The organism is Streptomyces sp. NPDC006487 (assembly GCF_042870555.1).
Taxonomy (GTDB): domain Bacteria; phylum Actinomycetota; class Actinomycetes; order Streptomycetales; family Streptomycetaceae; genus Streptomyces.
In genome coordinates this window covers 213,743-239,050 of sequence record NZ_JBIAHN010000007.1, presented here as the reverse complement: position 1 = coordinate 239,050, position 25,308 = coordinate 213,743, and the positions used below count along the sequence as shown (strand labels likewise).

Sequence of the window (25,308 nt, the reverse complement as noted above, 5' to 3'; positions counted from 1 at the left end):
GTCACGTCAACTCAGCGGTTCTAAGTTCCTCGACGCGTGCGTGACTCCTCGCCCGACCGGGCGCGGAGCCTCTCCTCCCACAGGAGTGACCGTGGAACGTCGTACCTTCCTTCGCGGGGCCGTCATCGGCTCCTCCGCCGCCGCCTTCGGCGGCACGCTGATGCACGGCGCGGCCTACGCGGCCCCCGCCCAGCCGGGCGCCGGACCCTACGGGGCGCTCGGCGCCGCCGACGCCAACGGCATCATGCTGCCCGCCGGCTTCAGCAGCCGGGTGATAGCCCGCTCCGGCCAGACGGTCCCCGGCACCTCGTACGCCTGGCACAGCGCCCCCGACGGCGGCGCCTGTTTCGCCGACGGCACGGGCTGGATCTACGTGTCGAACTCGGAGATCAACCCCTCCGGCGGTGCGAGCGCGGTGAAGTTCGACTCCTCGGGCACCGTCACCGGCGCCTACCGCATCCTCTCCGGCACCCGGCAGAACTGCGCGGGCGGCAAGACCCCGTGGAACACCTGGCTGTCCTGCGAGGAGGTCGACCGCGGCTACGTCTACGAGACCGACCCGTACGGGGTGAACGCCTCGGTGCAGCGCCCCGCGATGGGCCGCTTCAAGCACGAGGCGGCCGCCGCCGACCCGGTGCGCCAGGTCGTCTACCTGACCGAGGACGAGACCAGCGGCTGCTTCTACCGCTTCATCCCCACCACCTGGGGCAACCTCTCCTCCGGCACCCTCCAGGTCCTCAAGGCCGGCACCGCCACCTCCGGCTCCTTCACCTGGGCCAACGTCCCCGACCCGGACGGCTCGCCGACCAGCACGCGGACCCAGGTCTCGGGCTCGAAGAAGTTCAACGGCGGCGAGGGCTGCCACTACGCCAACGACACGGTCTGGTTCACCACCAAGGGCGACAACCGCGTCTGGCAGCTCAACCTCGCGAACAGCACCTACGAGCTCGCCTACGACGACTCCCTGGTCTCCGGCGGCGGCGCCCCCCTGACGGGCGTCGACAACGTCACGGGGTCCTCGTACGGCGACCTGTACGTCGCCGAGGACGGCGGCAACCTGGAGATCTGCGTCATCACCCCGGACGACGTCGTCGCACCCTTCCTGCGGGTCACCGGCCAGTCCTCCTCGGAGATCACCGGCCCGGCCTTCTCCCCCGCCGGCAACCGCCTCTACTTCAGCAGCCAGCGCGGCACGAGCGGCAGCTCCACGGGCGGCATCACGTACGAGGTCACGGGCCCGTTCCGCGTCTGACACCGCTCCGGCCCCGCCACCGGCCCCGGCCGCGGCCGGGACCGGGGCCGGGGTCGCATCCGGCCCCGCCACCGGCCGCGCCCCGACGGGTCACGAACCCGCCGGGGCGCGGCCGCTCACGACATCACTGCCCCGCCCTTGAGCAGCGCGGCTCCCAGCGGCGTCACCGTGTGCAACACGGCGTTGCCCCGCCGCAGCGTGGTGACCAGCCCGGCCTCCCGCATGACCCCCGCGTGCTGGCTCGCGGAGGCCAGCGACACCCCGGCCCGCCGGGCCAGCTCGCTCGTGGTGGCCCCGTCGCCGATCGCCTGGAGCACCACCGACCGGGTGTGCCCGACGAGCTTGCCCAGGGTGTGCTGGCGGTGCCGGCGCCGCTCCTCCGCCGGGCGGGCCCCCTCGCCGCCGGGCTGCGCCGAGGACAGCTCGGCCGCCGCCGGATACACCAGCACGGGCGGCAGCTCGGGATCGTGCAGGGTCACCGCCGTGCGCCGGCAGAAGAAGGAGGGCTGGAGCAGCAGCCCGCGCCCCCGTAGCCGTACGTCCCGGTCCACGGGGTAGTCGCACTCCAGCACCGGCGCCCGCCACCGCAGCATCGGCGGCAGGGAGGCCAGCAGCTCGTCCGCTCCCCCGTCGAGCAGCGCCCGCCCCCGCGCGGCCCGCTCGGCCTCGATCTGCGCCTGGATGTGGCTCCAGTACGGCTCCACGGCCGCCCGGTGGTACCCGCGCAGCTCGCCCATCAGCCGGGGCAGGTGCGCGGTGTCCCCCTCCATGAAGTCCCGCAGCCGCCTGGGGACCAGGACCTCGGAGCCCCGGTACGCGCCCCCGCCGGCCGCCGCGGGCATCCCGAAGGCGGCGGCCATGCCGGAGCCCGCCTCCACGCCCCGGCCGAGCAGGGTGAGCTCGCGCCGCAGCCGCTCGGGGCGGATCCCGCGCAGTGCGTCGAGGCCCACGTCCCACCCGTACTGCCCCTCCACGGGGGTCAGGAAATCGGGGAAATACCCGCGGCTCGGTATCAGCGCACCGAGAAGTCGTGTTTCACCATTCAACCTGGTGCGTGTTTCCGCACGCCAATCGCCGAAGAGTCGCGTATCCCGCCGGTCCCGTAAACGGTGAAAACTCAGAATCGTTTCCCACAACGCATCCGGACGCCCTGCCATCCTTACGCGCGCGAGGTCCACTCCAGTGAAATGGATACGCAGCACCCGAACCCCCACCTGTGCAACCGCAATCCCCCCGCCCCTCGAGTATGCACGCCGTCACACGTGGTCACCATGGCCTTTCAGCCACAGTTGAAACCCCTTTCGGCGAAGGTGTGACAACCGAAATCCTGTACTCCGCCGGGCACACTCCGGCGCGACCGAAACGCTCCGCGAAGGCCGTGGGGGGCTTTGCGGGGCCTGGCGGTCGGTCGCACCGGGAAGCGCCGACGTGTCCGGCGGATTGGCGACAGGCGGTGGACGGGTGGGGATCCGTCCACCGCCTGTTGCCGTTAAGGCATCTGGAACAACATTGAACCAATACTGAGCCCCGGGAACACCGGGGAACGCCGGGGAACGGCGCCCGGGAAGGCCGGGGAACGCCCTCGAACGTCAGAGAAGGACGGGGAACGCCGAGGAACACCGGGGAACGCCGGGGAAATAGAGCGCGCCTGCCACCGGACGTCAGGGAACCCGGGGGCAGGCGCGGTCGATGGGGCCCCGCAACGGGGCCGTGGGGCGGTCAGCGGCTGTCGCTGCCCTTCGCCTCGGCGGCGGCGCGGCCGGCCTCCAGGCGCGCGACCGGGATCCGGAACGGCGAGCAGGAGACGTAGTCCAGGCCGACCTCGTGGAAGAAGTGGACGGACTCGGGGTCGCCGCCGTGCTCTCCGCAGACGCCGAGCTTGAGGTCGGGGCGAGTGGCCCGGCCGGCCTCGACGGCGCTGCGGACCAGCGTGCCGACGCCGTCCCGGTCGATGGTCTCGAAGGGAGAGACCCCGAAGATGCCCTTCTCCAGGTAGGCGGTGAAGAAGCTGGCCTCGACGTCGTCGCGGGAGAAGCCCCACACGGTCTGGGTCAGGTCGTTCGTGCCGAAGGAGAAGAACTGCGCGGCCTCGGCGATCTGGCCGGCCGTGAGGGCGGCGCGGGGCAGCTCGATCATGGTGCCGATGGTCAGCTTGAGGTCGGTGCCGGTGGCGGCCTCGACCTCGGCGATGACCGCGTCGGCCTCCTCGCGGACGATCTCCAGCTCCTGCACGGTGCCCACGAGCGGGACCATGATCTCGGCGCGCGGGTCGCCCTTGGCGTTCTTGCGCTCGGCCGCGGCCTCGGCGATCGCCCGGACCTGCATCTTGAACAGGCCGGGGATGACCAGGCCGAGGCGGACTCCGCGCAGACCCAGCATCGGGTTCTGCTCGTGCAGCTTGTGCACGGCCTGGAGCAGGCGCAGGTCGTTCTCGTTGGCGTCCTTGCGGGACTCGGCGAGGGCGACGCGCACCGACAGCTCGGTGATGTCGGGCAGGAACTCGTGCAGCGGCGGGTCGAGCAGGCGGACGGTGACGGGCAGTCCGTCCATCGCCTCGAACAGCTCAACGAAGTCCTTCTTCTGCAGCGGCAGGAGGGCGCTGAGGGCCTCCTCGCGCTCGTCGTCGGTGTCCGCGAGGATCAGTCGCTCCACCAGTTCACGGCGCTCGCCGAGGAACATGTGCTCGGTGCGGCACAGGCCGATGCCCTGGGCGCCGAAGCGGCGGGCGCGCAGCGCGTCCTCGGCGTTGTCGGCGTTGGCGCGCACCCGCAGGCGGCGTACGCGGTCGGCGTAGGCCATGATCCGGTGCACGGCGGCGACGAGCTCGTCGGCGTCGTCGGCGCCGGCGTGCATGCGGCCCTCGAAGTACTCGACGACCGGGGACGGTACGACGGGTACCTCACCGAGGTAGACCTTGCCGGTGGAGCCGTCGATGGAGACGACGTCGCCCTCTTCGACGACCGTTCCGCCGACCGTCATGCGGCGGCGCTTGGTGTCGACCTCGAGGTCCTCGGCGCCGCAGACGCAGGTCTTGCCCATGCCGCGGGCGACGACGGCCGCGTGCGAGGTCTTGCCGCCGCGCGAGGTCAGGATGCCCTCGGAGGCGATCATGCCGTCCAGGTCGTCGGGGTTGGTCTCGCGGCGGATCAGGATGACCTTCTCGCCGGAGCGGGACCACTTGACGGCCGTGTAGGAGTCGAAGACGGCCTTGCCGACGGCCGCGCCCGGGGAGGCGGCGATGCCGCGGCCCAGCAGCGTCGTCTTCGCGTCCTCGTCGAAGCGCGGGAACATCAGCTGCGCGAGCTGGGCGCCGTTGACGCGCTGGAGGGCCTCGGCCTCGTCGATGAGGCCCTGGTCGACGAGCTGGGTGGCGATGCGGAAGGCGGCACCGGCGGTGCGCTTGCCGACGCGGGTCTGGAGCATCCACAGCTGGCCGCGCTCGATGGTGAACTCGATGTCGCAGAGATCCTTGTAGTGGGTCTCCAGCGTCGTCATGATCGTCATGAGCTGGTCGTACGAGACCTTGTCGATGGTCTCCAGGTCCGCGAGCGGCACGGTGTTGCGGATGCCCGCGACCACGTCCTCGCCCTGGGCGTTCTGGAGGTAGTCGCCGTAGACGCCCGCGTGGCCGGTGGCCGGGTCACGGGTGAAGGCGACTCCGGTGCCCGAGTCGGGGCCGAGGTTGCCGAAGACCATGGAGCAGATGTTGACCGCGGTGCCCAGGTCGCTCGGGATGCGCTCCTGGCGGCGGTAGAGCTTGGCGCGGTCGGTGTTCCAGGAGTTGAAGACCGCTTCGACGGCGAGGTCGAGCTGCTCGCGGGCGTCCTGCGGGAACTCGCGGCCGGCCTGCTTGGCGACGATCTTCTTGAAGCGGGTGACCAGCTTCTTCAGATCGGCGGCGTCGAGGTCGGTGTCGACGGTGACCTTCTTGGCGGCCTTGGCCTCGTCGAGGGCCTCCTCGAACAGCTCGCCGTCCACGTCGAGGACGGTCTTGCCGAACATCTGGATCAGGCGGCGGTACGAGTCCCACGCGAAGCGCTCGTTGCCCGCCTGGGTGGCGAGGCCGGCGACGGACTCGTCGGAGAGGCCGATGTTGAGGACCGTGTCCATCATGCCGGGCATCGAGAACTTGGCGCCGGAACGCACGGAGACCAGCAGCGGGTCGTCCGACTGGCCGAGCTTCTTGCCCATCTTCGCCTCGAGGGCGGCGAGGTGCGCGCTGACCTCTTCGCGCAGCTCGGCCGGGGCCTCGCCGCTGTCGAGGTAGACCTTGCAGGCCTCGGTGGTGATGGTGAAGCCGGGAGGGACCGGCAGACCCAGGTTGGTCATCTCGGCGAGGTTGGCACCCTTGCCGCCGAGAAGGTCCTTGAGGTCGCGGTTGCCCTCCGTGAAGTCGTAGACGAACTTCTGATCTTTGTTTTCCGACACGGGTCTCGACTCCTCGAGGCTCGGTGGCTGCCCTGACGGCCAGGAACATACCCAGATCGAAGGCCTATGGGTACGTCCACTTGGCGGTCATGTGGCCGTAACCACCTGGGTGCCAGCCAATCGAATGTAACTGATGAGTAGCCAAAACCTACGAAGACCCTTCAGATCCCGAAGGGTGAGGTGCCCACTGAGGCTTGCCGCCGCTCCGATGAGCGATCATCGATACATTTGCGTTCAAGACTTGAACGCACAAAGGGTGGCACCCAGTGCCACCCTTTGAAAGTCTTACCCGTGACCAATACGCTCATCTGAGCGAAACCTCACCCATGCGTGGCGTATGTCACGCCACACATGGCACGCTTTGCCAGCGAGTTCTCAACCTCCGGACGTGTCCAGTTCGGCTTCCTCGCTCACGCCCGCGCAGTCGTACGGATCCTTCAGCCAGCCCTCGGGCAGGACAACCCGGTTGTTTCCGGACGTACGACCCCGAGGGCCGTCCGCGCTGTCCGGCCACGGCTGATCCAAATCCAGCTCGCTCAGATGAGCGTCCAGCTCGGCCAGGGAGGAGGTGACGGCGAGCTTCTGCCGCATCTCCGAACCCACCGAGAAGCCCTTGGTGTACCAGGCCACGTGCTTACGGAAGTCGATCACCCCGCGCGCCTCGTCGCCGATCCACTCCCCCAGCAGCTGGGCGTGGCGGAGCATCGTCTGCCCGACCTCCCGCAGGGTGGGCTTGTGGAAGTCCTCGGGACGCCCTTCGAAGGCAGCCACCAGGTCGTTGAACAGCCACGGGCGCCCCAGGCAGCCGCGCCCGACGACGACACCGTCGCAGCCGGTCTCCCGGACCATCCGCAGCGCGTCCTGCGCGCACCAGATGTCGCCGTTGCCCAGCACCGGGATCTCCGGCACGTGCTCCTTGAGCCGTGCGATGGCCTCCCAGTCGGCGGTGCCGCCGTAGTGCTGCGCGGTGGTGCGGCCGTGCAGGGCTATGGCGGTGATGCCCTCCTCGACGGCGATCCGGCCGGCGTCGAGGTAGGTGAGGTGGTCGTCGTTGATGCCCTTGCGCATCTTCATCGTCACCGGCAGGTCGCCGGCGCCGGCGACGGCCTCGCGCAGGATCGCGCGCAGCAGGTTCCGCTTGTACGGAAGGGCCGAGCCGCCGCCCTTGCGGGTGACCTTGGGCACCGGGCAGCCGAAGTTGAGGTCGATGTGGTCGGCGCGGTCCTCTTCGACGATCATGCGGACCGCCTTGCCGACCGTCGCGGGGTCGACTCCGTACAGCTGGATCGAGCGGGGTTTCTCGGTCTCGTCGAAGTGGATCAGCTGCATGGTCTTCTCGTTGCGCTCGACCAGCGCCCGAGTCGTGATCATCTCGCTCACGAACAGCCCCTTGCCGCCCGAGAACTCGCGGCACAGGGTACGGAACGGGGCGTTGGTGATGCCGGCCATCGGCGCGAGCACCACCGGGGGCTGCACGGTGTGCGGGCCGATCGCGAGAGGCGGGGGGAGCGTGGTCATCCCACCATTGTGGCTCAGTCGTGCCGTTGATCGCATGTCGTTAGTTAGGCGTACTATCGGCCCCATGGACGAGCTGACCCAGCGGCGGCGCCTGCTGATCCTGTCGATCTGCTGCATGAGCCTGCTCATCGTCAGTCTGGACAACACCGTCCTGAACGTCGCCCTCCCCGCCATGCGCCGCGATCTGGACGCCTCCGTGGCCGGCATGCAGTGGACGATCGACGCGTACACGCTGGTCCTGGCCTCGCTGCTGATGCTGGCCGGCTCCACCGCGGACCGGATCGGCCGCCGCAAGGTCTTCATCGCCGGCGTCATGCTCTTCACCGCCGGCTCGGTCCTCTGCTCGCTCGCGCCGAGCCTGGGCTGGCTGGTCGCGTTCCGGATGATCCAGGCCGTCGGCGGCTCGATGCTCAACCCGGTCGCCATGTCGATCATCACCAACACCTTCACCGAACCGCGCGAGCGTGCCCGCGCCATCGGCGTCTGGGGGGCCGTCGTCGGCATCTCCATGGCCGCGGGCCCGCTGATCGGCGGCCTGCTCGTGGACTCCGTCGGCTGGCGGTCCATCTTCTGGATCAACCTCCCCGTCGGCCTCCTCGCCCTGGTCCTGACCCTGCGCTACATCCCGGAGTCCCGGGCCGACCACCCGCGCCGCCCGGACCCGGTCGGGCAGCTGCTGGTCATGGGGCTGCTCGGCTCGGTGACGTTCGGGATCATCGAGGCCCCCGCCGCCGGACTGCTCTCCCCGCTGATCCTGGGCTGCGCGCTCGTCGCCGTCCTGTCCCTGGCCGGGCTGCTGACCTACGAGTCACGGCGGGCGGAGCCCCTGATCGACCCGCGGTTCTTCCGTAGCGCCCCCTTCAGCGGGGCCACGGTGATCGCGGTCAGCGCCTTCGCCGCGCTGTCCGGGTTCCTGTTCCTGAACACCCTGTACCTCCAGGACGTACGGGGCCTGGACGCCCTGGACGCCGGCCTCTACATGCTGCCGATGGCGGCCTTCGCCTTCCTCTGCGCCCCCGTGTCGGGGCGGCTCGTCGCCACCCGGGGACCGCGGCTGCCGCTGCTGCTCGCGGGCGTGACGATGAGCGCGAGCGGGCTGCTGTTCGCCGCCTTCTCGGCCGAGAGCTCGACGCCGACGCTGTTCTGCGGGTACGTGCTCTTCGGCATCGGGTTCGGCCTGGTGAACGCCCCGATCACCAACACCGCCGTCTCCGGGATGCCGCGCGCCCAGGCCGGGGTGGCCGCCGCGGTGGCCTCCACCAGCCGGCAGACCGGCGGGGCGCTGGGCGTCGCGGTCGTGGGCGCGGTCCTGGCCGCCGGGATGGCGGGCGGATCCGGTTCCGCCGCCGCGTTCGTTGCCGCGGCCCGGCCTGCCTGGTGGATCATCACGGTCTGCGGACTGCTCGTCCTGTGCGTCGGCCTCGCCACCAGCGGCAGCTGGGCCCGGGAGACGGCCCTGCGCACGGCCCGCGCCCTGGAGCCGAAGGCCGGCCCCCCGCGTACGGGCGCCGCGCCGCGGCACTGAGGCGGGAGCCGCGCGGCTGCCGGACCGGCCCCGGCGGGCCACTCGGCCGGCCGGCTACTCGCCGCAGGTGAAGTCCTCGCTGTGCGAATCGATGCGGTCCAGCAGGCCGCGCAGCGTGTCCTGGTCACGGTCCGAGAGGCCGGCGAACAGTGCGAGTTCCACCGCGTCGAGGGCCGCGTTCGTCTTCGCCAGGGCCGCGGTGCCGGCGTCGGTGATGGCCACGTTGTGGCGGCGGCGGTCGGCCGGGTCCCGGCGCCGCTCGACGAGTCCGTCGCCCTCCAGGTCGTTCAGGATCCCGACGAGCACGCTCGGGTCCACTTCCAGCCGCTCCGCCAGCGCGCGCTGGCCGATGGGCCCGCCGTCCAGGTGGGTCAGGGTCATCGCGTGGCGCGGGGTGAGTCCGGCGGCGCTGAGCGCCTGCTTCATGCGGGTCTGGGTGACCGATCCGTGCCAGGCCAGCAGCATGCCCAACCGCTGCGGCGGGTGCGTGGTGTCCTGAGGCGCCGTCATGTCCACATCGTAACAACCGGGAAATGATTGCGCCCTGCCGATCGTTGATGGTATTCAATGATTCACCATTGCCGATCGTTGGAGTCCACCATGTTCATCGCCTACGCCGTCGTCGCCGGACTGCTCGCCCTCGTCCTCACCGCGTCCGCGACCTTCACGCTCCAGCGGAACCCCGCGATCACGGAGAGCATGACGAAGGTCGGAGTGCCGGACTCCTGGCTCCCCCGCCTGGCCACCCTCAAGGCGGCCGGCGCCATCGGCCTGGTCGCGGGCCTGTGGCTGACCCCGCTGGGCATGGCCGCCGCCATCGGCGTGACCCTCTACTTCCTCGGCGCGATCGTCTTCCACCTGCGCGCGAAGGACTACGCCTTCGCCCCCGCGGCCGTCCTCACCCTGGTCGCGGCGGCCGCCCTGATCCTGCGCGCGGCAGCCTGACGCACCCTGCGCCGCAACTCCGCCCGGGCCCTCTTGACGGCCTCCCGGGCAGCCCCCGGGCAGCCTCCTGGACAGTTAATCTGCGCAGAGATAGTCTGTGCGAAGACAATCTCTAGGAGGCCCCCATGTGGGAGTACGAGCACGGCATCGAGACCACCGCCGCACCCGAGGCGATCTGGGCCCTGTGGGCCGACGTCGAGAACTGGGGCACCTGGAACGCCGACATCGAGAAGATCGAGCTCCGGGGCCCCTTCGCGGCGGGCGCGGAGATCACCATGACCCCGGCCGGCCAGGACCCGGTGGAACTGCTCGTCGCCGAGGCCGCCGAGGGCGAGATGTTCACCGACGAGGCACGCTTCGCCGGCCTGGTCCTGCGGACCACCCACCGCATCGACCGGCTCGACCACGCGCGCAGCCGGGTGGTGTACCGGATGGAGATCAGCGGCGAGGGCGCCGCCGAAGCGGGCCCCGGGATCGGCCCGGCCATCACGGCCGACTGGCCCGACACGATGGCCGCGCTGGTCCGGACGGCCCAGGGCTGATGGCCCTGACCCCCGGCGAGAGTCCCGGCTTCCTGCTCTGGCACGCCACCCTGCGCTGGCAGCGGGGCATCGCCGCGGCACTGGGCCCGCTGGGCCTGACCCACGTGCAGTTCGTCCTCCTCGCCTGCACCTGGTGGCTGAACGAACAGGGCGAGCGGCCCAACCAGCAGGCGCTGGCGCGCCAGGCGGGCACCGACGTGAAGATGACCTCCCAGGTGGTGCGCACCCTGGAACAGAAGGGGCTCCTCGCGCGCGAGGTCGATCCGGCGGACACCCGAGCCAAGCGGCTGCGCGTCACCACGGCCGGGGCCGAGCTGGCGCCGCGGGCGATCGCCGCCGTCGAGGGGGTCGACGAGGAGTTCTTCCGGCCGGTCGCGCGTGAGGACGCCATCACCCTGCTGGGACGCCTGGCCCGTCCCGAGTCCTGAATCCCATCCCTTCCGCCCCTTACGCCCCTTCACCCGCCCCCGCCTCTCCCCCTTCAGCCCCGTCCGCCTTGCGGGCGGGGCTCCCTTGCCCGAACGAGTGACAGATATTGAAATCTGTCAGCCGTCATGTCATTCTCGTTCCATGACGACAAACCAGAGCACCTCAGAGACCGGCACCCGCACCCTCGGCAGCACCGGACCCCGCGTCTTCCCGCTGGGGCTGGGCTGCATGGGGATGTCCGCCCTCTACGGCGAGGCCGACCGGGCGGAATCCCTCGCGACCATCCACGCCGCCCTCGATGCCGGAGTCACCCTCCTCGACACGGGCGACTTCTACGGCATGGGGCACAACGAGCTCCTCATCAACGAAGCCCTGCGCACCGCCCCCGCCGCGGCGCGCGAGAAGGCGCTGACCAGCGTGAAGTTCGGTGCGCTGCGCACGGTCGAGGGCGGCTTCACCGGGTATGACGGACGCCCGGAGGCCGTCAAGAACTTCCTGGCCTATTCGCTCCAGCGGCTCGGCCGGGACCACATCGACATCTACCGCATCGCCCGCGTGGACCCCGAGGTCCCGATCGAGGAGACCGTCGGCGCCATCGCCGAGGCCGTCGCCGCCGGGCACGTCCGGCACATCGGGCTCTCCGAGGTGGGCGCGGACACCCTGCGGCGGGCCGCCGCCGTGGCTTCCATCGCCGACCTCCAGATCGAGTACTCCCTGATCTCGCGCGGAATCGAGGAGGAGATCCTGCCGACCGCCCGAGAGCTCGGCATAGGCGTCACGGCGTACGGAGTGCTGTCCCGCGGCCTGATCAGCGGCCACTTCACCCGGGACCGGGCGCTGGCCCCGGGCGACTTCCGAGGAATGAGCCCGCGCTTCCAGGGCGGCAACCTCGACCGGAACCTCGACCTGGTCGACGCCCTGCGCAAGGTCGCCGAGGAGAAGGGCGTCACCGTCGCCCAGACGGCCATCGCCTGGGTGCTCGCACAGGGCGAGGACATCGTGCCGCTGGTCGGCGCCCGCAGCCGCGAGCGGCTCGGCGAGGCACTGGGTGCCCTTCAGGTCTCCCTGACCCCCGCCGATCTCGCGGCCATCGAGGACGCGGTCCCAGCCGGCGCCGCCGCCGGAGACCGGTACCCGGCAGCGCAGATGGCCCACCTGGACAGCGAGCACTGATCCGGCTGTACGGTCGTACTCATGCCACCCGCAGCCGCCGAGCCCCTCACCCCCGAGCGCATCCTCGAAACCACCGAGGAGGTGCTGCGCCGCTTCGGCCCGACCAAGGCGACCGTGGTGGACGTGGCGCGCGCCCTGGGCGTCAGCCACGGCAGCGTGTACCGGCACTTCCCCTCGAAGGCCGCGCTGCGCGAGGCCGTCACGGACCGCTGGCTCGCCAAGAGCGTGGTCGTGCTGGAGGAGATCACCTCGGCCCCGGCCGAGCCGGCCCCCTCCAAGCTGGAATCGTGGCTGGAGGCGCTGTTCGAGGCCAAGCGCCACAAGGCCGGTGACGACCCCGAGCTGTTCGCGACGTACATCGCACTGCTCGGCGAGAGCAGCGGCGTGGTGGAGCACCACATCACCGAGCTGATCGAGCAGCTGTCCCGGATCATCGGCGAGGGGGTCGCGGCGGGATCGCTCACCGCGCCCGACGTACCGGCCGCCGCCCGTGCGGTGTTCGATGCCACCGGCCGCTTCCACGATCCGCAGTACGCGGCGGACTGGCTGACGCCGACCATCACCGCCGAGTTCGAGGCGGTCACCGCTCTGGTCATCCGGGGCCTGCGCACCTGAGCCCCGGAACAGGCCACTCCGGACAGCTTGATCATCATTTGGGGCGGCGGGCCCTTGCCGCGCACCTGCCGTGTTCCTACGTTCCCCTTACCGCACACCATCAGGTCTGTTCCAGGGGGAACCTTGTCCACTCAGCAAGAACCGGCAGCACAGACCGGGCCGCCGGCCCGGTCCGGAGCCTCCGCGGCGATCGGCTGGATCCTGACCATCGGGTTCAACGTGGTCGCGCCGATCCTCACGTACAACATGCTGACCGAGCGGGGCTGGAGCGAGTTCGCCGCACTCCTGGTCAGCGGCGGCTGGCCGGTGGTCGACTCCCTCGTCCACCTCGCCTGGCGCCGCAAGGTCGACGAGTTCGCCGTGGTCACCCTGTTCTTCCTGGTGATCACCGCTCTCGTCACCCTGATCGGCGCGCACTCGGCGCGCGCCCTGCTCATCAAGGACTCGGGGGTGACGGGTCTGTTCGGCGCGCTGTGCGTCGCCACCCTGTTCGCTCCCCGGCCGCTGATGTTCTACTTCGGCCGCAAGTTCGGGACCGACGGGACCAAGGAGGGCGTGGCGTACTTCAACGGGCTCTGGCAGTACCCCGACTTCCGCAGCGCGATGCGGCGGATGACCACCGTCTGGGGCGTGGCGTACCTGGTGGAGGCAGCGCTGCGGGTGGTGCTGGCGTACACGCTGAGCGTCGGCACGATGGTCTGGGTCAGCCCCGTCCTGATCTACGGCTTCCTGGTTTCGCTGATCGTCTGGACCGTCCGCTTCTCCAAGCGCACCCAGGCCGAGGGCCAGGCGAGGGCCGCGGCCGCGGCGGCAGCGGCCGCCGGCAGTCCGGCGCCGGCGTAAGCGGCCCGGAAGACGGCTGTGGCCCGGTGCGCATCGCGCACCGGGCCACAGCCGTCTTCCGCGGCGGAACCTAGCAGCCGAGCAGGCGGCTGCCGAGGTAGCTCTGGATCTGGTCCAGGGAGACGCGCTCCTGCTTCATGGTGTCGCGCTCGCGCACGGTCACCGCGTTGTCGTCGAGGGTGTCGAAGTCGACGGTGACGCAGAACGGCGTGCCGATCTCGTCCTGGCGGCGGTAGCGGCGGCCGATGGCGCCCGCGTCGTCGAACTCGATGTTCCAGTGCTTGCGCAGGTCGGCGGCGAGGCCCTTGGCCTTCGGCGACAGCTGCGCGTTGCGGGACAGCGGCAGGACGGCGACCTTGACCGGGGCCAGGCGCGGGTCGAAGCGCATCACGGTGCGCTTCTCCATGACGCCCTTGGCGTTCGGGGCCTCGTCCTCGTTGAACGCGTCGAGCATGAAGGCGAGCATGGCGCGGTTGACGCCGGCCGCCGGCTCGATGACGTACGGGGTGTAGCGCTCCTTGGACTCCTGGTCGAAGTACACGAGCTCCTGGCCGGAGGCGGCGGAGTGGGCCTTGAGGTCGAAGTCGGTGCGGTTGGCCACGCCTTCGAGCTCGGAGAACTCATTGCCACCGAAGTTGAAGCGGTACTCGATGTCGGCGGTGCGCTTCGAGTAGTGGGACAGCTTCTCCTTCGGGTGGTCGTACCAGCGGATGTTCTCCTCGCGGATGCCGAGGTCGCGGTACCAGTTCCACCGCTCCTGCATCCAGTACTCCTGCCACTGCTCGTCCTCGCCCGGCTTGACGAAGAATTCCATCTCCATCTGCTCGAACTCGCGGGTGCGGAAGATGAAGTTGCCGGGGGTGATCTCGTTGCGGAAGGACTTGCCCATCTGCGCGATGCCGAAGGGGGGCTTCTTGCGCGAGGTGGTCATCACGTGGGCGAAGTTGGTGAAGATGCCCTGGGCGGTCTCGGGGCGCAGGTACGCCTTGGAGCCAGTGTCCTGGGTCGGTCCGAGGTGCGTCTCCAGCATGCCGGAGAACTGCTTGGGCTCGGTGAACTGGCCCTTCACACCGCAGTTGGGGCAGTTGATGTCGGCGAGACCGTTGGCGGGCACGCGGCCGTGCTTGGCCTCGTACGCCTCTTCCAGGTGGTCCGCGCGGTGGCGCTTGTGACAGGAGGTGCACTCGGTCAGCGGGTCCGAGAAGGTGCCGACGTGGCCGGAGGCCACCCAGACCTCGGGGGCCAGGATCACGGACGAGTCGAGGCCGACGATGTCCTCACGCCCGGTGACCATCGCCTTCCACCACTGGCGCTTGATGTTCTCCTTGAGCTCGACACCGAGCGGACCGTAATCCCAGGCAGCCCGAGAGCCGCCGTAGATGTCACTGCACGGGAAAACGAAGCCACGGCGCTTGCTCAGGCTGACGATGGTTTCGATCTTGTCGGCGGCCACGGTGCTCTCTTCATTTACGAGGACGAACGGCGAAGCCTCAAGGTTACCGGCGCCCGCACCCCCCCTTTCAAATCGGGACCCCCCTCTCCAGGCCCTCCACGCCCCTCCCACCTGGGTTTTTGACAATCGTTTCCATCTTTGATGAAAATGGATGTCATGAACGTACGACGACGCCTCATACCGACCGCCGCCCTCGCCGGAGCCGTGGCCCTCGCCGCCACGGCCCTCACCGCCTGCTCGGGCACGGCCGGAGCCGCCGGAGCCGAGGACGGCAAGCTCGACGTGATGGCGTCGTTCTATCCGATGCAGTTCCTCGCCGAGCAGATCGGCAAGGAGCACGTGAAGGTCGACACCCTCACCAAGCCCGGGGTCGAGCCGCACGACCTGGAGATCACCCCGAAGCAGACCGCACAGCTCGGCGAGGCCGATGTCGTCCTCTACCTCAAGACGCTGCAGCCCGCCGTCGACAAGGCCGTCGCCCAGTCCGGCGTGAAGAACGTCGTCGACGCCGCCACCCTCACCAAGCTCGAGGTGCACGGCACGTCCGGCCACGACGGTCACGACGCTGCCGCCGAAGAGGGCGCGGCCGACGGCCACGACCACAGCCACGGCGAAGCCGGCGAGGACCCGCACGTCTGGCTCGACCCGGTCAAGTACGCCGAGATCGCCAAGGGCGTCGGCGCGGCCCTGGGGAAGTCCGACCCCGGCCACGCTGCGGACTACAAGAAGAACACCGACGAGTTCGTCGCCAAACTGGGCGCGCTCGACACCGAGTTCAAGGACGGCCTGAAGAACACGGCCTCCAAGACCTTCATCACCACCCACTCCGCCTTCGGGTACCTCGCCGAGCGCTACGGCCTCGACCAGGAGGGCATCTCCGGCGTCGACCCCGAGTCCGAGCCGAGCCCGGCCCGGATGAAGGACCTGCAGTCCCTCGCGAAGCAGGACAATGTGTCGACCGTGTTCTTCGAGACCCTGGCCAGCGACAAGACGGCCAAGACCCTCGCCGCGGACACCGGCCTGAAGACCGACGTCCTCGATCCCCTGGAGGGAATCACGGACAAGTCCCAGGGCGCTGACTACTTCGAGGTCATGCGGGCCAACCTGAAGAACCTCCAGAAGGCACTCGGCAGCAAGTAATGGCAACAGCAGTAGCGGCATCGGAGGCGCGAGCCATGGAGTCCAAGCCCGGCCAGGCCCTGGACCAGCCCGTCATATCCCTGCGCGGGGCCACGGCCTCGCTCGGCTCGCGCCCCGTGCTGCGCGGCATCGACCTCACCGTCCGCAGCGGTGAGGTCGTCGCGCTGCTCGGCGCCAACGGCTCCGGCAAGTCCACGGCCGTCCGCGCCGTGGTCGGCCAGGTTCCGCTGAGCGACGGCGGCCTGTCCCTCTTCGGCACCGAGTTCAAGCGTTTCCGCGACTGGTCGCGCATCGGGTACGTGCCCCAGCGCACCACCGCCGCCAGCGGGGTACCCGCCACCGTCCGCGAGGTCGTCTCCGCCGGCCGGCTCGCCCGCACCCGCTTCGGGCTCCTGCGCAAGGCCGACAAGGCCGCCGTCGAGCACGCGCTGGACCTCGTCGACATGGGCTCCTACGCCGACGCCTCGGTCAACGCCCTCTCCGGCGGCCAGCACCAGCGGGTCCTGATCGCCCGCGCGCTCGCCGGCGAACCCGAGCTGCTGATCATGGACGAGCCGATGGCCGGCGTGGACCTGGCCAACCAGGAGGTCCTCGCGAACGCCCTGCGCAGCCAGGTCGCCGCCGGCACCACCGTGCTGCTGGTCCTGCACGAGCTGGGCCCGCTGGAGCCGCTCATCGACCGCGCCGTCGTCCTGCGCGACGGCTGCGTCACGCACGACGGCCCGCCCCCGGAGGCCCTGGGGCAGCACGCGCTGCCGGGCCACGACCACGTACACCCCCACTCCGCGCACGACGCCGAGCCCCTCCGGACGGGACTGCTGAGCTGATGGACCTCCTCGACTACGCCTTCATGCAGCGGGCCCTCATCGCCGCCGCCCTCGTCGGCATCACGGCCCCCGCGATCGGCACGTACCTCGTGCAGCGCCGGCAGGCCATCATGGGCGACGGCATCGGGCACGTCGCCATGACCGGTGTCGCGCTCGGCTTCCTGCTCAATACCAGCCCGGTCTGGATGGCCACGCTGGTCGCGGTCGTCGGCGCGGTCGGCATGGAGCTGATCCGCTCCCGCGGCAAGACCAGCGGGGACATCGCGCTCGCCATGCTCTTCTACGGCGGCATGGCCGGCGGCGTCATGATCATCAATCTGGCCCCGGGCGGCTCCACGGCCAACCTGACCAGCTACCTGTTCGGGTCCATCACGACCGTCTCGGCCGAGGACACCGTCACCGCCGCGGTCCTCGCCGTGTTCGTCATCGCGGTCACCGTCGGTCTGCGCCGCCAGCTGTTCGCGGTCTGCCAGGACGAGGAGTTCGCCCGGGTCACCGGCCTGCCGGTGCGCTTCCTGAACCTGCTGATGGCGGTCACCGCCGCGGTCACCGTCACCGTCGCGATGCGCATCGTCGGCCTGCTCCTGGTCAGCGCCATGATGGTGATCCCCGTGGCCGCCGCCCAGCGCGTCACCCGGGGCTTCACCGCCACCCTGAGCCTGGCCATGCTGATCGGCGTCCTGGTCTCGCTCTCCGGAACGGCCGCGACCTACTACGTCAACGCGCCCTCCGGGGGCGCCATCGTGCTGCTCGCCATCGCCGTGTTCGTCGTCATGACGGCGGTGTCCACCCCCCTGGCCCGGCGCCGGGCCAGGGCCGCCCGCGCGGCCGAAGAAGTCTGCACGCGGGACGGCGTAACGGTCTGACGACCTCGGGCAGTCGGCCGCCTGGCACAATGGGCCGAGGCCTAGACGAGGAGGAACCGGTGGCGACTGCGCCTGGCGAGATGAATACCGCGCCAGTACGAGGACGATCCACCCGACAGCGGGCCGCGGTGGCGGCGGCGCTGGACGAGGTGGACGAGTTCCGCAGTGCCCAGGAACTCCACGACATGCTCAAGCACCGCGGCGATTCCGTGGGTCTGACCACCGTCTACCGGACCCTGCAGTCGCTCGCGGACGCCGGCGAGGTGGACGTACTGCGGACCAGCGACGGCGAGTCCGTCTACCGCCGCTGCTCCACCGGGGACCACCACCACCACCTGGTCTGCCGCAAATGCGGCAAGGCCGTCGAGGTGGAGGGCCCCGCGGTGGAGAAGTGGGCGGAGGCGATCGCGGCGGAGCACGGCTTCGTGAACGTCGCCCACACGGTGGAGATCTTCGGCACCTGCTCGGACTGCGCGGCCGCCCAGCCGTAGCGGGGGCCGCCTGCGGCCGGCGCCGGCCACAGACCTAGATCCCCTTCAGCTTCCCGTCCAAGAGCGCCCGCAGCACGTCCTGCTGCCCGGGCGCGAGGCCCCGCTTGGGGAGCAGTGCCCCGCCGATGACCGGCTTGCCGCCGGTGAAGACCATGAAGGTCGCGGGGGTCTCCGCATAGCCCGACAGCACGCTCCAGCGCAGGTGGGCGGAGCCCTGCGCCGAGTCGACTGTGATGCCCTGACCGTCGACGAGCGCCCGGCACTCCCCCGCCGCCGCCATCGGTCCGCGGGTCGACCAGGCCATGAACCGGTGGCCGAACAGCGCGAAGGCCCAGCCGAGGAGGCCCACCACGGTCAGTGCCACGGGGGACCCGGCCGACTCACCGTCCTGCGCGACGAGGACTGCGGCGTACCCGGGCCCCACCAGGCCGATGAGGAAGAACGGCAGACGCTGGCGGCGGCCCGCCTTCGACCGGCCGCGGGCCCGCAGGCCCTCCGCCATGTCGGCGACGGTCGGCGTGTAGCGGAGCTCGACCACCCGCCCCGCCGATGCCGACTCGTGTATCCGGTACAGCTGGCCCCCGCCCGTGTCGTCCATGAGCGGGGATCCTAGCGGCAGCTCAGGCGGAGCCCTCGCCCTGGTTCGGGACGGCTCCGCCGAAGCGGCGGTCGCGCTGGGCGTACTCGTAGCAGGCCTGCCAGAGGTTGCGGCGGTCGAAGTCGGGCCACAGGACGTCCTGGAACACCATCTCGGCGTACGCGCTCTGCCAGAGCAGGTAGTTGGAGGTGCGCTGCTCGCCGCTCGGGCGCAGGAAGAGGTCCACGTCCGGCATGTCCGGGTAGTAGATGTACTTCGCGAAGGTCTTCTCGTTGACCTTCGACGGGTCCAGCTTGCCCGCCGCCACATCGCGCGCGATGGCCTGCGCCGCGTCCGCGATCTCGGCGCGGCCGCCGTAGTTGACGCAGAAGTAGAGGGTCATCGCGTCGTTGTCGACGGTCTGCTCCTGTGCGACCTGGAGCTCCTGGACGACCGACTTCCACATCTTCGGCATGCGGCCGACCCAGCGGATGCGGATGCCCAGCTCGTTCATCTCGTCGCGGCGGCGCCGGATGACGTCGCGGTTGAAGTTCATGAGGAAGCGCACCTCGTCGGGCGAGCGCTTCCAGTTCTCCGTCGAGAAGGCGTACAGGGAGAGGTTCTTGACGCCCATCTCCAGGCAGCCCTTGAGCACGTCGAGCACGACGCCCTCGCCCACCTTGTGGCCCTCGGTGCGCGGCAGCCCGCGCTCCTTGGCCCAGCGGCCGTTGCCGTCCATGACGATCGCGACGTGGTTCGGGACGAGCTCGCCGGGGATCTTCGGCGGGCGCTCACCGGAGGGGTGCGGCTCGGGAACCTTGTACTCCCGGCGAGAGCGCCCCAGAATCCCGCGTCGTGCCATGTGCCCAGCTCCTATTTCTCGACGTATCGAAGGGAGCGTAGCCCGCGCTCCAGATGCCAGTGCAAGTAGGCGGATACCAGCCCGCTGCCCTCCCGCACGTGACGCGCCTCGCACGCGTCGGCATGTCCCCAGTCCCCCGTCAGCAGGGCGCTGAGCAGGGCGATGGCCTCCGACGAGGGTACGACGCTGCCGGGAACGCGGCAGTCGCCGCATATGACCCCGCCCGCGGCGACGGAGAAGTGCCGGTTGGGGCCGTGGAGTCCGCACTTCGCGCAGTCGTCGAAGCTGGGCGCGTAGCCGTTGACGGCGAGGGAGCGCAGCAGGAAGGCGTCGAGGATGAGGTTCGGCGCGTGTTCGCCGCGCGAGAGGGTGCGCAGGGCGCCGACGAGCAGCAGGTACTGCTGTACGGCGGGCTCGCCCTCGTGGTCGGTGAACCGCTCGGCGGTCTCCAGCATCGCGGTGCCGGCGGTGTAGCGGGCGTAGTCGGTGACGATGCCGTTGCCGTACGGGGCGATGATCTGGGTCTGCGTGCAGAGCGGCAGGCTGCGGCCGACCAGTTCGCCTGCGCGCGAGAAGAACTGCACGTCGGCGTGGGAGAAAGGTTCCAGCCCGGCGCCGAACTTGGACTTGGTGCGCCGGACGCCGCGGGCGACGGCCCGGACCCGGCCGTGGCCCCGGGTCAGGAGCGTGATGATGCGGTCCGCCTCACCCAGCTTCTGGGTGCGCAGCACGATGCCGTCGTCGCGGAACAGACTCATGGGCCCATTGTCCCGTACCCCACCGACAGGGCGGACTCCCGTACGGCAGCGGCTCCCGGACGGCAGCGACCCCCGCCGGGCGCGAGGCCCGGCGGGGGACACCCCTTGGGAGGATCAGGCGGTCGGTGCCGGGGCCGGCTCGCCCTCGCCCGACTGGGCCGGGATGGCTGCCGTCGGCTCGTCGTCGTCCGCCGCCGGGGCGGCGTCCGCGGGGGCGTCGGCCAGCAGGGAATCTGCCAGCGGGGCGTCGTGCGCACCGTCCTTGCCCAGACCGTTGAAGATCAGGTTCAGGACGATGGCGGCCGTGGCACCAAGTGTCACACCGCTGTTGAGGAGCGAGGAGAGGTCCGGGTCCATGTGGTCCTTGAAGAGGACCGGGACGGTGGCGGGGAGCAGCGCGAAGGCCAGGGAGACACCCACGACGAGCGCGTTCTTCTCCTCCTTGAGGTCGACCTTGGCCAGGGTCTGGATGCCCGCCAGGGCGACCATCGCGAACATCACGGTCGCGGCGCCGCCGAGCACTCCGTGCGGAACGGCGGCGACGATCGCGGCGGCCTTGGGGATCATGCCGAGCACGATCATGAAGACGCCCGCGGCGACCACGACGAAGCGGCTCTTGACCTTGGTCATGCGGACCAGGCCGACGTTCTCGGCGAAGGCCACGTACGGGAAGGAGTTGAGGACACCGCCGAGGGCGGTCGCGGCGCCGTCGGCACGCAGGGCGCGGGCCACGGTCTCGCTGTCGATGTCCTTGCCGACGATGTCACCGACGGCGTAGGTGTCACCCGTGGTCTCGACCATGGTGATCAGCATGACGATGAGCATCAGGACGATCGGGAACCACTCGAACTTCGGGGCACCGTAGTAGAAGGGCGTGGTGATGCCGATCCAGTCCGAGTTGCTCACGTTGCCGAACTTGGCGTCGCCGAGCAGGAAGGCGACGGCGGTGCCGCCGACCAGGCCGAGCAGGATGGAGATGCTGTTGAGGAAGGGCTTGCCGAGCTTCATCAGGATGAGGATGAAGAGCATCGTGCCGCCGGCGTAGGCGAAGTGCTTCGGGTCACCGAAGTCGGGGCTGCCGAGGCCGCCCGCGGCGTCGTTCAGGCCGACCGGGATCAGCACGATGCCGAGGACGGTGATCACCGTGCCGGTGACGACCGGCGGGAAGAGCCGCATGATCGTGCGGAAGGCCTTGGGGGGCAGCCAGGCGAAGGCGAAGGTGGCGATGCCGGCCGTGATGACCGCGCCGTAGATGACGAGCAGGCCCGCCGTCCCGCCGCCGGCCCCGAGACCGATGGCGATCATCGGGGACACCGCCGTGAAGGTGACGCCCTGGATCAGGGGCAGCCGCGCTCCGATCCTGCCGATGCCCCACGCCTGGATGATCGAGGCGATACCGCAGGTGAAGAGGTCGGCATTGATCAGGTAGACCAGCTGCTCGGTGGTGAGCCCGAGGGCGCCACCGACGATGATCGGAACGATCACCGCACCGGCGTAGAACGCGAGTACGTGCTGGAAGCCGTACAGCGCGAGCTTGGGGAGGGGGAGCACCTCGTCGACCGGGTGCGTGCTCTGCTTTCCGGTGGCGGAAAGCGGTGCGGCGACACGTGCCATCTCTGCCTTGCCCTTCAATGAGGTAGGTAAACGAGAGGAAGCGATTGGAAGCTGGTTGCCCCTGGCCGAAGTGGGTCGTTAGCCCGTTGATCCGACAGGGTTGTCATTGCGTCCACGTGAATCGAAGCTCCGCGGTGTTACCGGCGGCGTCTCCTCGTGTGACCGGAATTGAACGCCTGTGGGGCCGCTCACAGATATCGTCGACTTCTACAAAATGTTGACCTTCCGGCGTGCAGGATCTGGAGATTTCTCCAGTGGCGGAGACCCTCGGTGTCGTCTATGGCCAACGCTTCGCGAAATCAGTGCTTCCCGCTGCACGAACGCGAAGGCCGTACGTGGTGACGTGCGGGTTCACACTCCTCAGGCCGTTCGGCCACGCAAAGAAGAAGGCGCCGCTCCACCCGTCCACCTGGTGGAAACACCCCGTACGGATGGCACGCCTCCGCGGTTCACGGCACGCGGAAGGATCTCCGAATCAGGGCTGCGAGGCCCGATCGTTATCTCGGATTGTGCCGTTTTCGCCCACACCGCGAGACGCGGCCACGTCCGAAACCGCCAGCGCGGCCGAAACGATCGCCTGCGCCGCCGTCGCCGCGGCGAGCACCGGATCCGTCCGGCGGTGCGCACGGCCCAGCATGAAGGCGCCTTCCAGCAGCGCGATCACCGATCCGGCCGTGTCGTGCGCGGCTCCGATGCCGTGGCCCGCGTAGTACGCGGCCAGCGCGTCGGTCCAGGAACTGAAGACCTCGGAGGTGGTCAGCCGCAGCCCCTCGTGGGTGCTCGCCACCTCCAGCGCGACCGTGGCGACCGGGCAGGGGTCGATCCGGCCAGGGGGAACCCATGCTCGCCATCGCGCTCAGCTCCGGCACCATCGAGTACACCGACACGGACGCCGACCCCGACCGTGGCGCCGGCGGCGGGACCGGCGCCGCGGCGGCGGGCGGACCCGCCCGCGAGACGCTCGTCCTCGTACCCGGCCTCGGCTTCGGCGCCTCCCTCTGGCAGCCCGTCGCCGACGCACTGCGCCCCGACTTCCGCGTTCTCGTCCCGGTCCTCCCCATCGGCGGCCACCGCCTCCCCATGGACCCCGGCGCCGACCTCTCCGCCCACGGGGTCGCGGGCCTGCTCGCCGAGTTCCTCGACCGCCTCGACCTGCGCGAGGTCACCCTCGTCCAGAACGACGCCGGCATAGCCCAGCTCCTCGTGGGGGTGAACGACGAGCGGATCGCACGCCTCGTCCTCGCCTCCTGCGAGGCCCTCGACAACCACCCGCCGGGCCTCCAGGGCAAGGCCCTGCACACCGCGAGCAAGATCCCCGGAGCGCTCCGGCTGCTGCTGAGGTCCTTCCGCTCGCCCTTCCTCGCCGGAATGCGGAGCTCCCTCGGCGGCATGGCCAAACGGCCGATCCCGCACGATCTGGTGCTGCGCTGGTACGGCCCGCTGCTCACCGACCCGGCCATCCGCCGCGATCTCGGCGCGTTCCTGCACGCCACCCGCAAGGACACCTACGTCCGGGCCGCCGAGCGGCTGCGCTCCTTCGACCGGCCCGCCCTCGTCCTCTGGGGGGCGGAGGACCGGATGATGCCCCCGCGGACGGGTCGCCGGCTCGCCGGACTGCTTCCGTACGGCGTGTACGAGGAGGTCCCGGACGCCCGCACGCTGATCCCCTTCGACAACCCTCAGGGGCTGTGCGAGGCCTTGCGCCGCTTCATCGCGGCCCACCCCGCCCCGGTGGTGCGGGGCGGGGCCTGAGGCCCGTACGGGCCCCTCAGGGCGCCCGGACCGCCGACAGCAGCCGCGCGACCTCGTCCATGTCGATCCGCAGCGCCGCGCCGACGGTCGCCAGCACCTCGCGCTCCGCGGGGATGTACGGGCCGTCCGCCAGCGCGACGCGCGCGCCCTGCAGCAGGATCGATTCGCGGCCCGGGCCGGCCAGGTGCGGGGCCAGCGGCTCCAGGGCCTCGTGCAGCTCGATCGAGAGCGCGGCGCCGTAGCAGTCGGGGCCGTCGTAGAGCCCGAGCCGGCCCTCCTCGGCGGCCAGCCCCTCGACGAGGGACTCCAGCTGCTCCTCGGTGCAGTCCTGGAACCCCGCGGACCGTACGGCGCCCACGGCGGCCTCCAGCGCGCTGCGCGAGGCCGTCCCGCCGGCGGCCAGCACGGCCAGGGTCACGGTGTGCACCGCGTCGCGCAGCAGCGTGGAGAAGCGGGTGGTGGTGAGGTGGTCCAGGACCTCGGTGCCGAACCGCTCGCGGCAGCCCTGGCACTCGACGACGGGACCCGCGTGGCCACGGGGCACCAGCGGCACGCCGAGGACGGTGAACCGGCGGCGCCCCGTGCGCCGGCGGTAGTTGCGGTCGCCACCGCAGTCGGGACAGAAGAACTCCCCGTCCCCCACGGTGCTCCAGGTGGTGCGGATACCCCAGACCGTCAGCTTCCGGCCGTCCCCACCCCGAACTGGCAGCACGTCGCACCTCCGTAACCTTCCGGCAACATCGCCGGGTTGGCGTGATGTTAGCCACATCGGTGAGGATGCGTCAGTCGTGTGACAAGACAACATCCTCCGGCCGCCGTACTTGGCCGATCTGCGCCCCTGCCCGCGGACCGCCCCGCACCCCGTCCCACCTGCCCGCCCGTCCCGGCGGCCGGTCCCCGGGGCGGCCCCGGCTTCCCTACCCTCGGCCGCATGAACGAGAAGTCCTGTCTGGTGACCGGAGCCGCGAGCGGCATCGGCCGGGCCACGGCCCTGCTGCTGGCCCGCTCCGGGGCCCGGGTGACCGCGTCCGATGTCAACGGCCCCGGCCTGCGGGCCCTCGCCGCCCAGCTGGCCGGCGAGGGCCGCGAGGTCACCGTGGTGACCGGTGACGTGTCCGATCCACGGGCCAACCGCGCGATGGTGGAGGCCGCGGTCGGCGCGTACGGGCGGCTCGACGTCGCCGTGGCGAACGCCGGAGTGCTCCCTCTTTCGGATGTACGGGAGACCACCCCGGAGGACTGGGACCACGTCATGTCCATCGACGGCCGGGGCATGTTCCTGACCTGCAAGTACGCCATCGAGGCGATGACCGCGCAGCCGCGGCCCGGCGGGGCGCTGGTCTGCGTGTCCTCGATCTCGGGGGTGGCCGGGCAGGCGCGCCAGGCCGCGTACGGGCCGGCGAAGTTCGTGGCCTCGGGGCTGACCAAGCACCTCGCGGTGGAGTGGGCCGCGCGGGGGATCCGGGTCAACGCCGTGGCTCCCGGGACCATCCGTACGGAGCGGGTGCTCGCGCTGACGGACGAGCCGGGCGGGCCGGAGTACCTCGAGGAGGTCACGGCGGCCCACCCGATGGGCCGGCTCGGCGAACCGGAGGAGGTGGCCCGCGTCATCGCTTTCCTCGCCTCCGACGCGGCCTCGTTCGTGACGGGCGCCGTCCTGCCGGTGGACGGCGGCTACCTGGCCCGCTGAGGCCCCCG

At 70.5% G+C, this 25,308-nt stretch carries 25 protein-coding genes; 14 read left to right on the top strand and 11 right to left on the bottom strand.

Going from position 1 to position 25,308, the window contains the following annotated elements:
• Positions 1–91 precede the first annotated feature (91 nt).
• A complete protein-coding gene (locus ACFYM0_RS14190; protein WP_388500652.1) occupies positions 92–1,252 on the top strand; it encodes an alkaline phosphatase PhoX in 1,161 nt (386 codons plus the stop codon).
• 116 nt (positions 1,253–1,368) lie between these two features.
• On the opposite strand, the gene ACFYM0_RS14185 is transcribed toward ACFYM0_RS14190, so the two are convergent.
• The 3 genes from ACFYM0_RS14185 to dusB form a co-directional block, all read right to left on the bottom strand.
• Positions 1,369–2,454 (bottom strand): helix-turn-helix domain-containing protein, encoded by a 1,086-nt coding sequence (locus ACFYM0_RS14185; RefSeq protein WP_388500650.1) that lies wholly within the window; start codon positions 2,452–2,454, stop codon positions 1,369–1,371.
• A 517-nt stretch (positions 2,455–2,971) separates the two neighbouring features.
• Entirely contained in the window at positions 2,972–5,680 is a 2,709-nt protein-coding gene (gene ppdK, locus ACFYM0_RS14180; protein ID WP_388500648.1) for a pyruvate, phosphate dikinase, read from the bottom strand.
• A gap of 375 nt (positions 5,681–6,055) precedes the next feature.
• The gene (dusB, locus tag ACFYM0_RS14175) at positions 6,056–7,198 is read right to left on the bottom strand and encodes a tRNA dihydrouridine synthase DusB (RefSeq protein ID WP_388500646.1); all 1,143 of its coding nucleotides are present in this window, start codon (positions 7,196–7,198) and stop codon (positions 6,056–6,058) included.
• A 64-nt stretch (positions 7,199–7,262) separates the two neighbouring features.
• Between dusB and ACFYM0_RS14170 the strand changes: the two genes are divergently transcribed.
• On the top strand, positions 7,263–8,723 hold the full coding sequence (locus ACFYM0_RS14170) for an MFS transporter (protein WP_388500644.1): 1,461 nt from the start codon (positions 7,263–7,265) through the stop codon (positions 8,721–8,723).
• Positions 8,724–8,777: 54 nt separating this feature from the next.
• On the opposite strand, the gene ACFYM0_RS14165 is transcribed toward ACFYM0_RS14170, so the two are convergent.
• Positions 8,778–9,233, bottom strand: coding sequence for a MarR family winged helix-turn-helix transcriptional regulator (locus ACFYM0_RS14165; RefSeq protein WP_388500642.1), 456 nt, complete (start codon positions 9,231–9,233; stop codon positions 8,778–8,780).
• Between the two features lie 90 nt (positions 9,234–9,323).
• Between ACFYM0_RS14165 and ACFYM0_RS14160 the strand changes: the two genes are divergently transcribed.
• The 6 genes from ACFYM0_RS14160 (at position 9,324) to ACFYM0_RS14135 (ending at position 13,270) form a co-directional block, all read left to right on the top strand.
• A complete protein-coding gene (locus ACFYM0_RS14160; protein WP_388500641.1) occupies positions 9,324–9,668 on the top strand; it encodes a DoxX family protein in 345 nt (114 codons plus the stop codon).
• 125 nt (positions 9,669–9,793) lie between these two features.
• Entirely contained in the window at positions 9,794–10,210 is a 417-nt protein-coding gene (locus tag ACFYM0_RS14155; RefSeq protein ID WP_388500639.1) for a polyketide cyclase, read from the top strand.
• Positions 10,210–10,638 carry a MarR family winged helix-turn-helix transcriptional regulator gene (locus ACFYM0_RS14150; RefSeq protein WP_388500637.1) on the top strand — a complete coding sequence of 143 codons (429 nt, stop codon included), beginning with the start codon at positions 10,210–10,212 and terminating at the stop codon, positions 10,636–10,638. Before ACFYM0_RS14155 ends, ACFYM0_RS14150 begins: the two co-directional genes overlap by 1 nt.
• Positions 10,639–10,780: 142 nt before the next feature.
• Positions 10,781–11,812: an aldo/keto reductase gene (locus tag ACFYM0_RS14145; protein ID WP_388500635.1), complete on the top strand. Its 1,032-nt coding sequence runs from the start codon at positions 10,781–10,783 to the stop codon at positions 11,810–11,812.
• A gap of 21 nt (positions 11,813–11,833) precedes the next feature.
• Positions 11,834–12,427: a TetR family transcriptional regulator gene (locus ACFYM0_RS14140; protein WP_388500632.1), complete on the top strand. Its 594-nt coding sequence runs from the start codon at positions 11,834–11,836 to the stop codon at positions 12,425–12,427.
• A 123-nt stretch (positions 12,428–12,550) separates the two neighbouring features.
• Positions 12,551–13,270, top strand: coding sequence for a VC0807 family protein (locus tag ACFYM0_RS14135; RefSeq protein WP_388500629.1), 720 nt, complete (start codon positions 12,551–12,553; stop codon positions 13,268–13,270).
• 70 nt (positions 13,271–13,340) lie between these two features.
• Here ACFYM0_RS14135 and ACFYM0_RS14130 read toward each other — a convergent pair whose 3' ends face one another.
• Complete coding sequence (locus ACFYM0_RS14130) at positions 13,341–14,723, bottom strand: glycine--tRNA ligase (RefSeq protein ID WP_327252677.1); 1,383 nt, start codon at positions 14,721–14,723, stop codon at positions 13,341–13,343.
• A 156-nt stretch (positions 14,724–14,879) separates the two neighbouring features.
• Between ACFYM0_RS14130 and ACFYM0_RS14125 the strand changes: the two genes are divergently transcribed.
• Genes ACFYM0_RS14125 through ACFYM0_RS14110 form a run of 4 tightly spaced genes read left to right on the top strand, consistent with a single transcriptional unit; the run spans position 14,880 to position 18,047 of the window.
• Positions 14,880–15,863: a metal ABC transporter substrate-binding protein gene (locus ACFYM0_RS14125; protein WP_388500626.1), complete on the top strand. Its 984-nt coding sequence runs from the start codon at positions 14,880–14,882 to the stop codon at positions 15,861–15,863.
• A gap of 35 nt (positions 15,864–15,898) precedes the next feature.
• Positions 15,899–16,690: a metal ABC transporter ATP-binding protein gene (locus ACFYM0_RS14120; RefSeq protein WP_388500623.1), complete on the top strand. Its 792-nt coding sequence runs from the start codon at positions 15,899–15,901 to the stop codon at positions 16,688–16,690.
• Positions 16,690–17,556: a metal ABC transporter permease gene (locus ACFYM0_RS14115; protein ID WP_388500621.1), complete on the top strand. Its 867-nt coding sequence runs from the start codon at positions 16,690–16,692 to the stop codon at positions 17,554–17,556. Before ACFYM0_RS14120 ends, ACFYM0_RS14115 begins: the two co-directional genes overlap by 1 nt.
• A gap of 59 nt (positions 17,557–17,615) precedes the next feature.
• Positions 17,616–18,047, top strand: a complete 432-nt coding sequence (locus ACFYM0_RS14110) for a Fur family transcriptional regulator (RefSeq protein WP_388500618.1) — start codon at positions 17,616–17,618, stop codon at positions 18,045–18,047.
• Positions 18,048–18,081: 34 nt separating this feature from the next.
• Here the strand turns inward: ACFYM0_RS14110 and ACFYM0_RS14105 are convergent, their stop codons facing one another.
• The 5 genes from ACFYM0_RS14105 to ACFYM0_RS14085 form a co-directional block, all read right to left on the bottom strand.
• Positions 18,082–18,645: a YcxB family protein gene (locus ACFYM0_RS14105; RefSeq protein ID WP_388500616.1), complete on the bottom strand. Its 564-nt coding sequence runs from the start codon at positions 18,643–18,645 to the stop codon at positions 18,082–18,084.
• 22 nt (positions 18,646–18,667) lie between these two features.
• Complete coding sequence (locus ACFYM0_RS14100) at positions 18,668–19,486, bottom strand: isoprenyl transferase (RefSeq protein ID WP_388500614.1); 819 nt, start codon at positions 19,484–19,486, stop codon at positions 18,668–18,670.
• A gap of 11 nt (positions 19,487–19,497) precedes the next feature.
• Positions 19,498–20,244: a DNA repair protein RecO gene (recO, locus tag ACFYM0_RS14095; RefSeq protein ID WP_388500611.1), complete on the bottom strand. Its 747-nt coding sequence runs from the start codon at positions 20,242–20,244 to the stop codon at positions 19,498–19,500.
• 114 nt (positions 20,245–20,358) lie between these two features.
• Positions 20,359–21,858, bottom strand: coding sequence for a nucleobase:cation symporter-2 family protein (locus tag ACFYM0_RS14090; RefSeq protein WP_388500609.1), 1,500 nt, complete (start codon positions 21,856–21,858; stop codon positions 20,359–20,361).
• 475 nt (positions 21,859–22,333) lie between these two features.
• Positions 22,334–22,681 carry a hypothetical protein gene (locus ACFYM0_RS14085; RefSeq protein WP_388500977.1) on the bottom strand — a complete coding sequence of 116 codons (348 nt, stop codon included), beginning with the start codon at positions 22,679–22,681 and terminating at the stop codon, positions 22,334–22,336.
• Between the two features lie 17 nt (positions 22,682–22,698).
• Here ACFYM0_RS14085 and ACFYM0_RS14080 point away from each other — a divergent pair, with 17 nt between their 5' ends.
• Positions 22,699–23,610 (top strand): alpha/beta fold hydrolase, encoded by a 912-nt coding sequence (locus ACFYM0_RS14080; RefSeq protein ID WP_388500606.1) that lies wholly within the window; start codon positions 22,699–22,701, stop codon positions 23,608–23,610.
• Positions 23,611–23,626: 16 nt separating this feature from the next.
• Here the strand turns inward: ACFYM0_RS14080 and ACFYM0_RS14075 are convergent, their stop codons facing one another.
• Positions 23,627–24,322, bottom strand: a complete 696-nt coding sequence (locus ACFYM0_RS14075; protein ID WP_388500604.1) for a TerB family tellurite resistance protein — start codon at positions 24,320–24,322, stop codon at positions 23,627–23,629.
• A 219-nt stretch (positions 24,323–24,541) separates the two neighbouring features.
• Here ACFYM0_RS14075 and ACFYM0_RS14070 point away from each other — a divergent pair, with 219 nt between their 5' ends.
• Positions 24,542–25,300: an SDR family NAD(P)-dependent oxidoreductase gene (locus tag ACFYM0_RS14070; protein ID WP_388500601.1), complete on the top strand. Its 759-nt coding sequence runs from the start codon at positions 24,542–24,544 to the stop codon at positions 25,298–25,300.
• The last annotated feature ends 8 nt before the right edge of the window (positions 25,301–25,308 follow it).

Bases quoted from the DNA above. Each gene is read 5' to 3' on its own strand.
- ACFYM0_RS14140 (WP_388500632.1), top strand. From the start codon at position 11,834: ATGCCACCCGCAGCCGCCGAGCCCCTCACCCCCGAGCGCATCCTCGAA.
- ACFYM0_RS14150 (WP_388500637.1), top strand. From the start codon at position 10,210: ATGGCCCTGACCCCCGGCGAGAGTCCCGGCTTCCTGCTCTGGCACGCC.
- ACFYM0_RS14090 (WP_388500609.1), bottom strand. From the start codon at position 21,858: ATGGCACGTGTCGCCGCACCGCTTTCCGCCACCGGAAAGCAGAGCACG.
- ACFYM0_RS14100 (WP_388500614.1), bottom strand. From the start codon at position 19,486: ATGGCACGACGCGGGATTCTGGGGCGCTCTCGCCGGGAGTACAAGGTT.
- dusB (WP_388500646.1), bottom strand. From the start codon at position 7,198: ATGACCACGCTCCCCCCGCCTCTCGCGATCGGCCCGCACACCGTGCAG.
- ACFYM0_RS14120 (WP_388500623.1), top strand. From the start codon at position 15,899: ATGGAGTCCAAGCCCGGCCAGGCCCTGGACCAGCCCGTCATATCCCTG.
- ACFYM0_RS14070 (WP_388500601.1), top strand. From the start codon at position 24,542: ATGAACGAGAAGTCCTGTCTGGTGACCGGAGCCGCGAGCGGCATCGGC.
- ACFYM0_RS14115 (WP_388500621.1), top strand. From the start codon at position 16,690: ATGGACCTCCTCGACTACGCCTTCATGCAGCGGGCCCTCATCGCCGCC.
- ACFYM0_RS14170 (WP_388500644.1), top strand. From the start codon at position 7,263: ATGGACGAGCTGACCCAGCGGCGGCGCCTGCTGATCCTGTCGATCTGC.
- ACFYM0_RS14105 (WP_388500616.1), bottom strand. From the start codon at position 18,645: ATGGACGACACGGGCGGGGGCCAGCTGTACCGGATACACGAGTCGGCA.
- recO (WP_388500611.1), bottom strand. From the start codon at position 20,244: ATGAGTCTGTTCCGCGACGACGGCATCGTGCTGCGCACCCAGAAGCTG.
- ACFYM0_RS14160 (WP_388500641.1), top strand. From the start codon at position 9,324: ATGTTCATCGCCTACGCCGTCGTCGCCGGACTGCTCGCCCTCGTCCTC.
- ACFYM0_RS14125 (WP_388500626.1), top strand. From the start codon at position 14,880: ATGAACGTACGACGACGCCTCATACCGACCGCCGCCCTCGCCGGAGCC.
- ACFYM0_RS14080 (WP_388500606.1), top strand. From the start codon at position 22,699: ATGCTCGCCATCGCGCTCAGCTCCGGCACCATCGAGTACACCGACACG.
- ACFYM0_RS14145 (WP_388500635.1), top strand. From the start codon at position 10,781: ATGACGACAAACCAGAGCACCTCAGAGACCGGCACCCGCACCCTCGGC.
- ACFYM0_RS14155 (WP_388500639.1), top strand. From the start codon at position 9,794: ATGTGGGAGTACGAGCACGGCATCGAGACCACCGCCGCACCCGAGGCG.
- ACFYM0_RS14165 (WP_388500642.1), bottom strand. From the start codon at position 9,233: ATGACGGCGCCTCAGGACACCACGCACCCGCCGCAGCGGTTGGGCATG.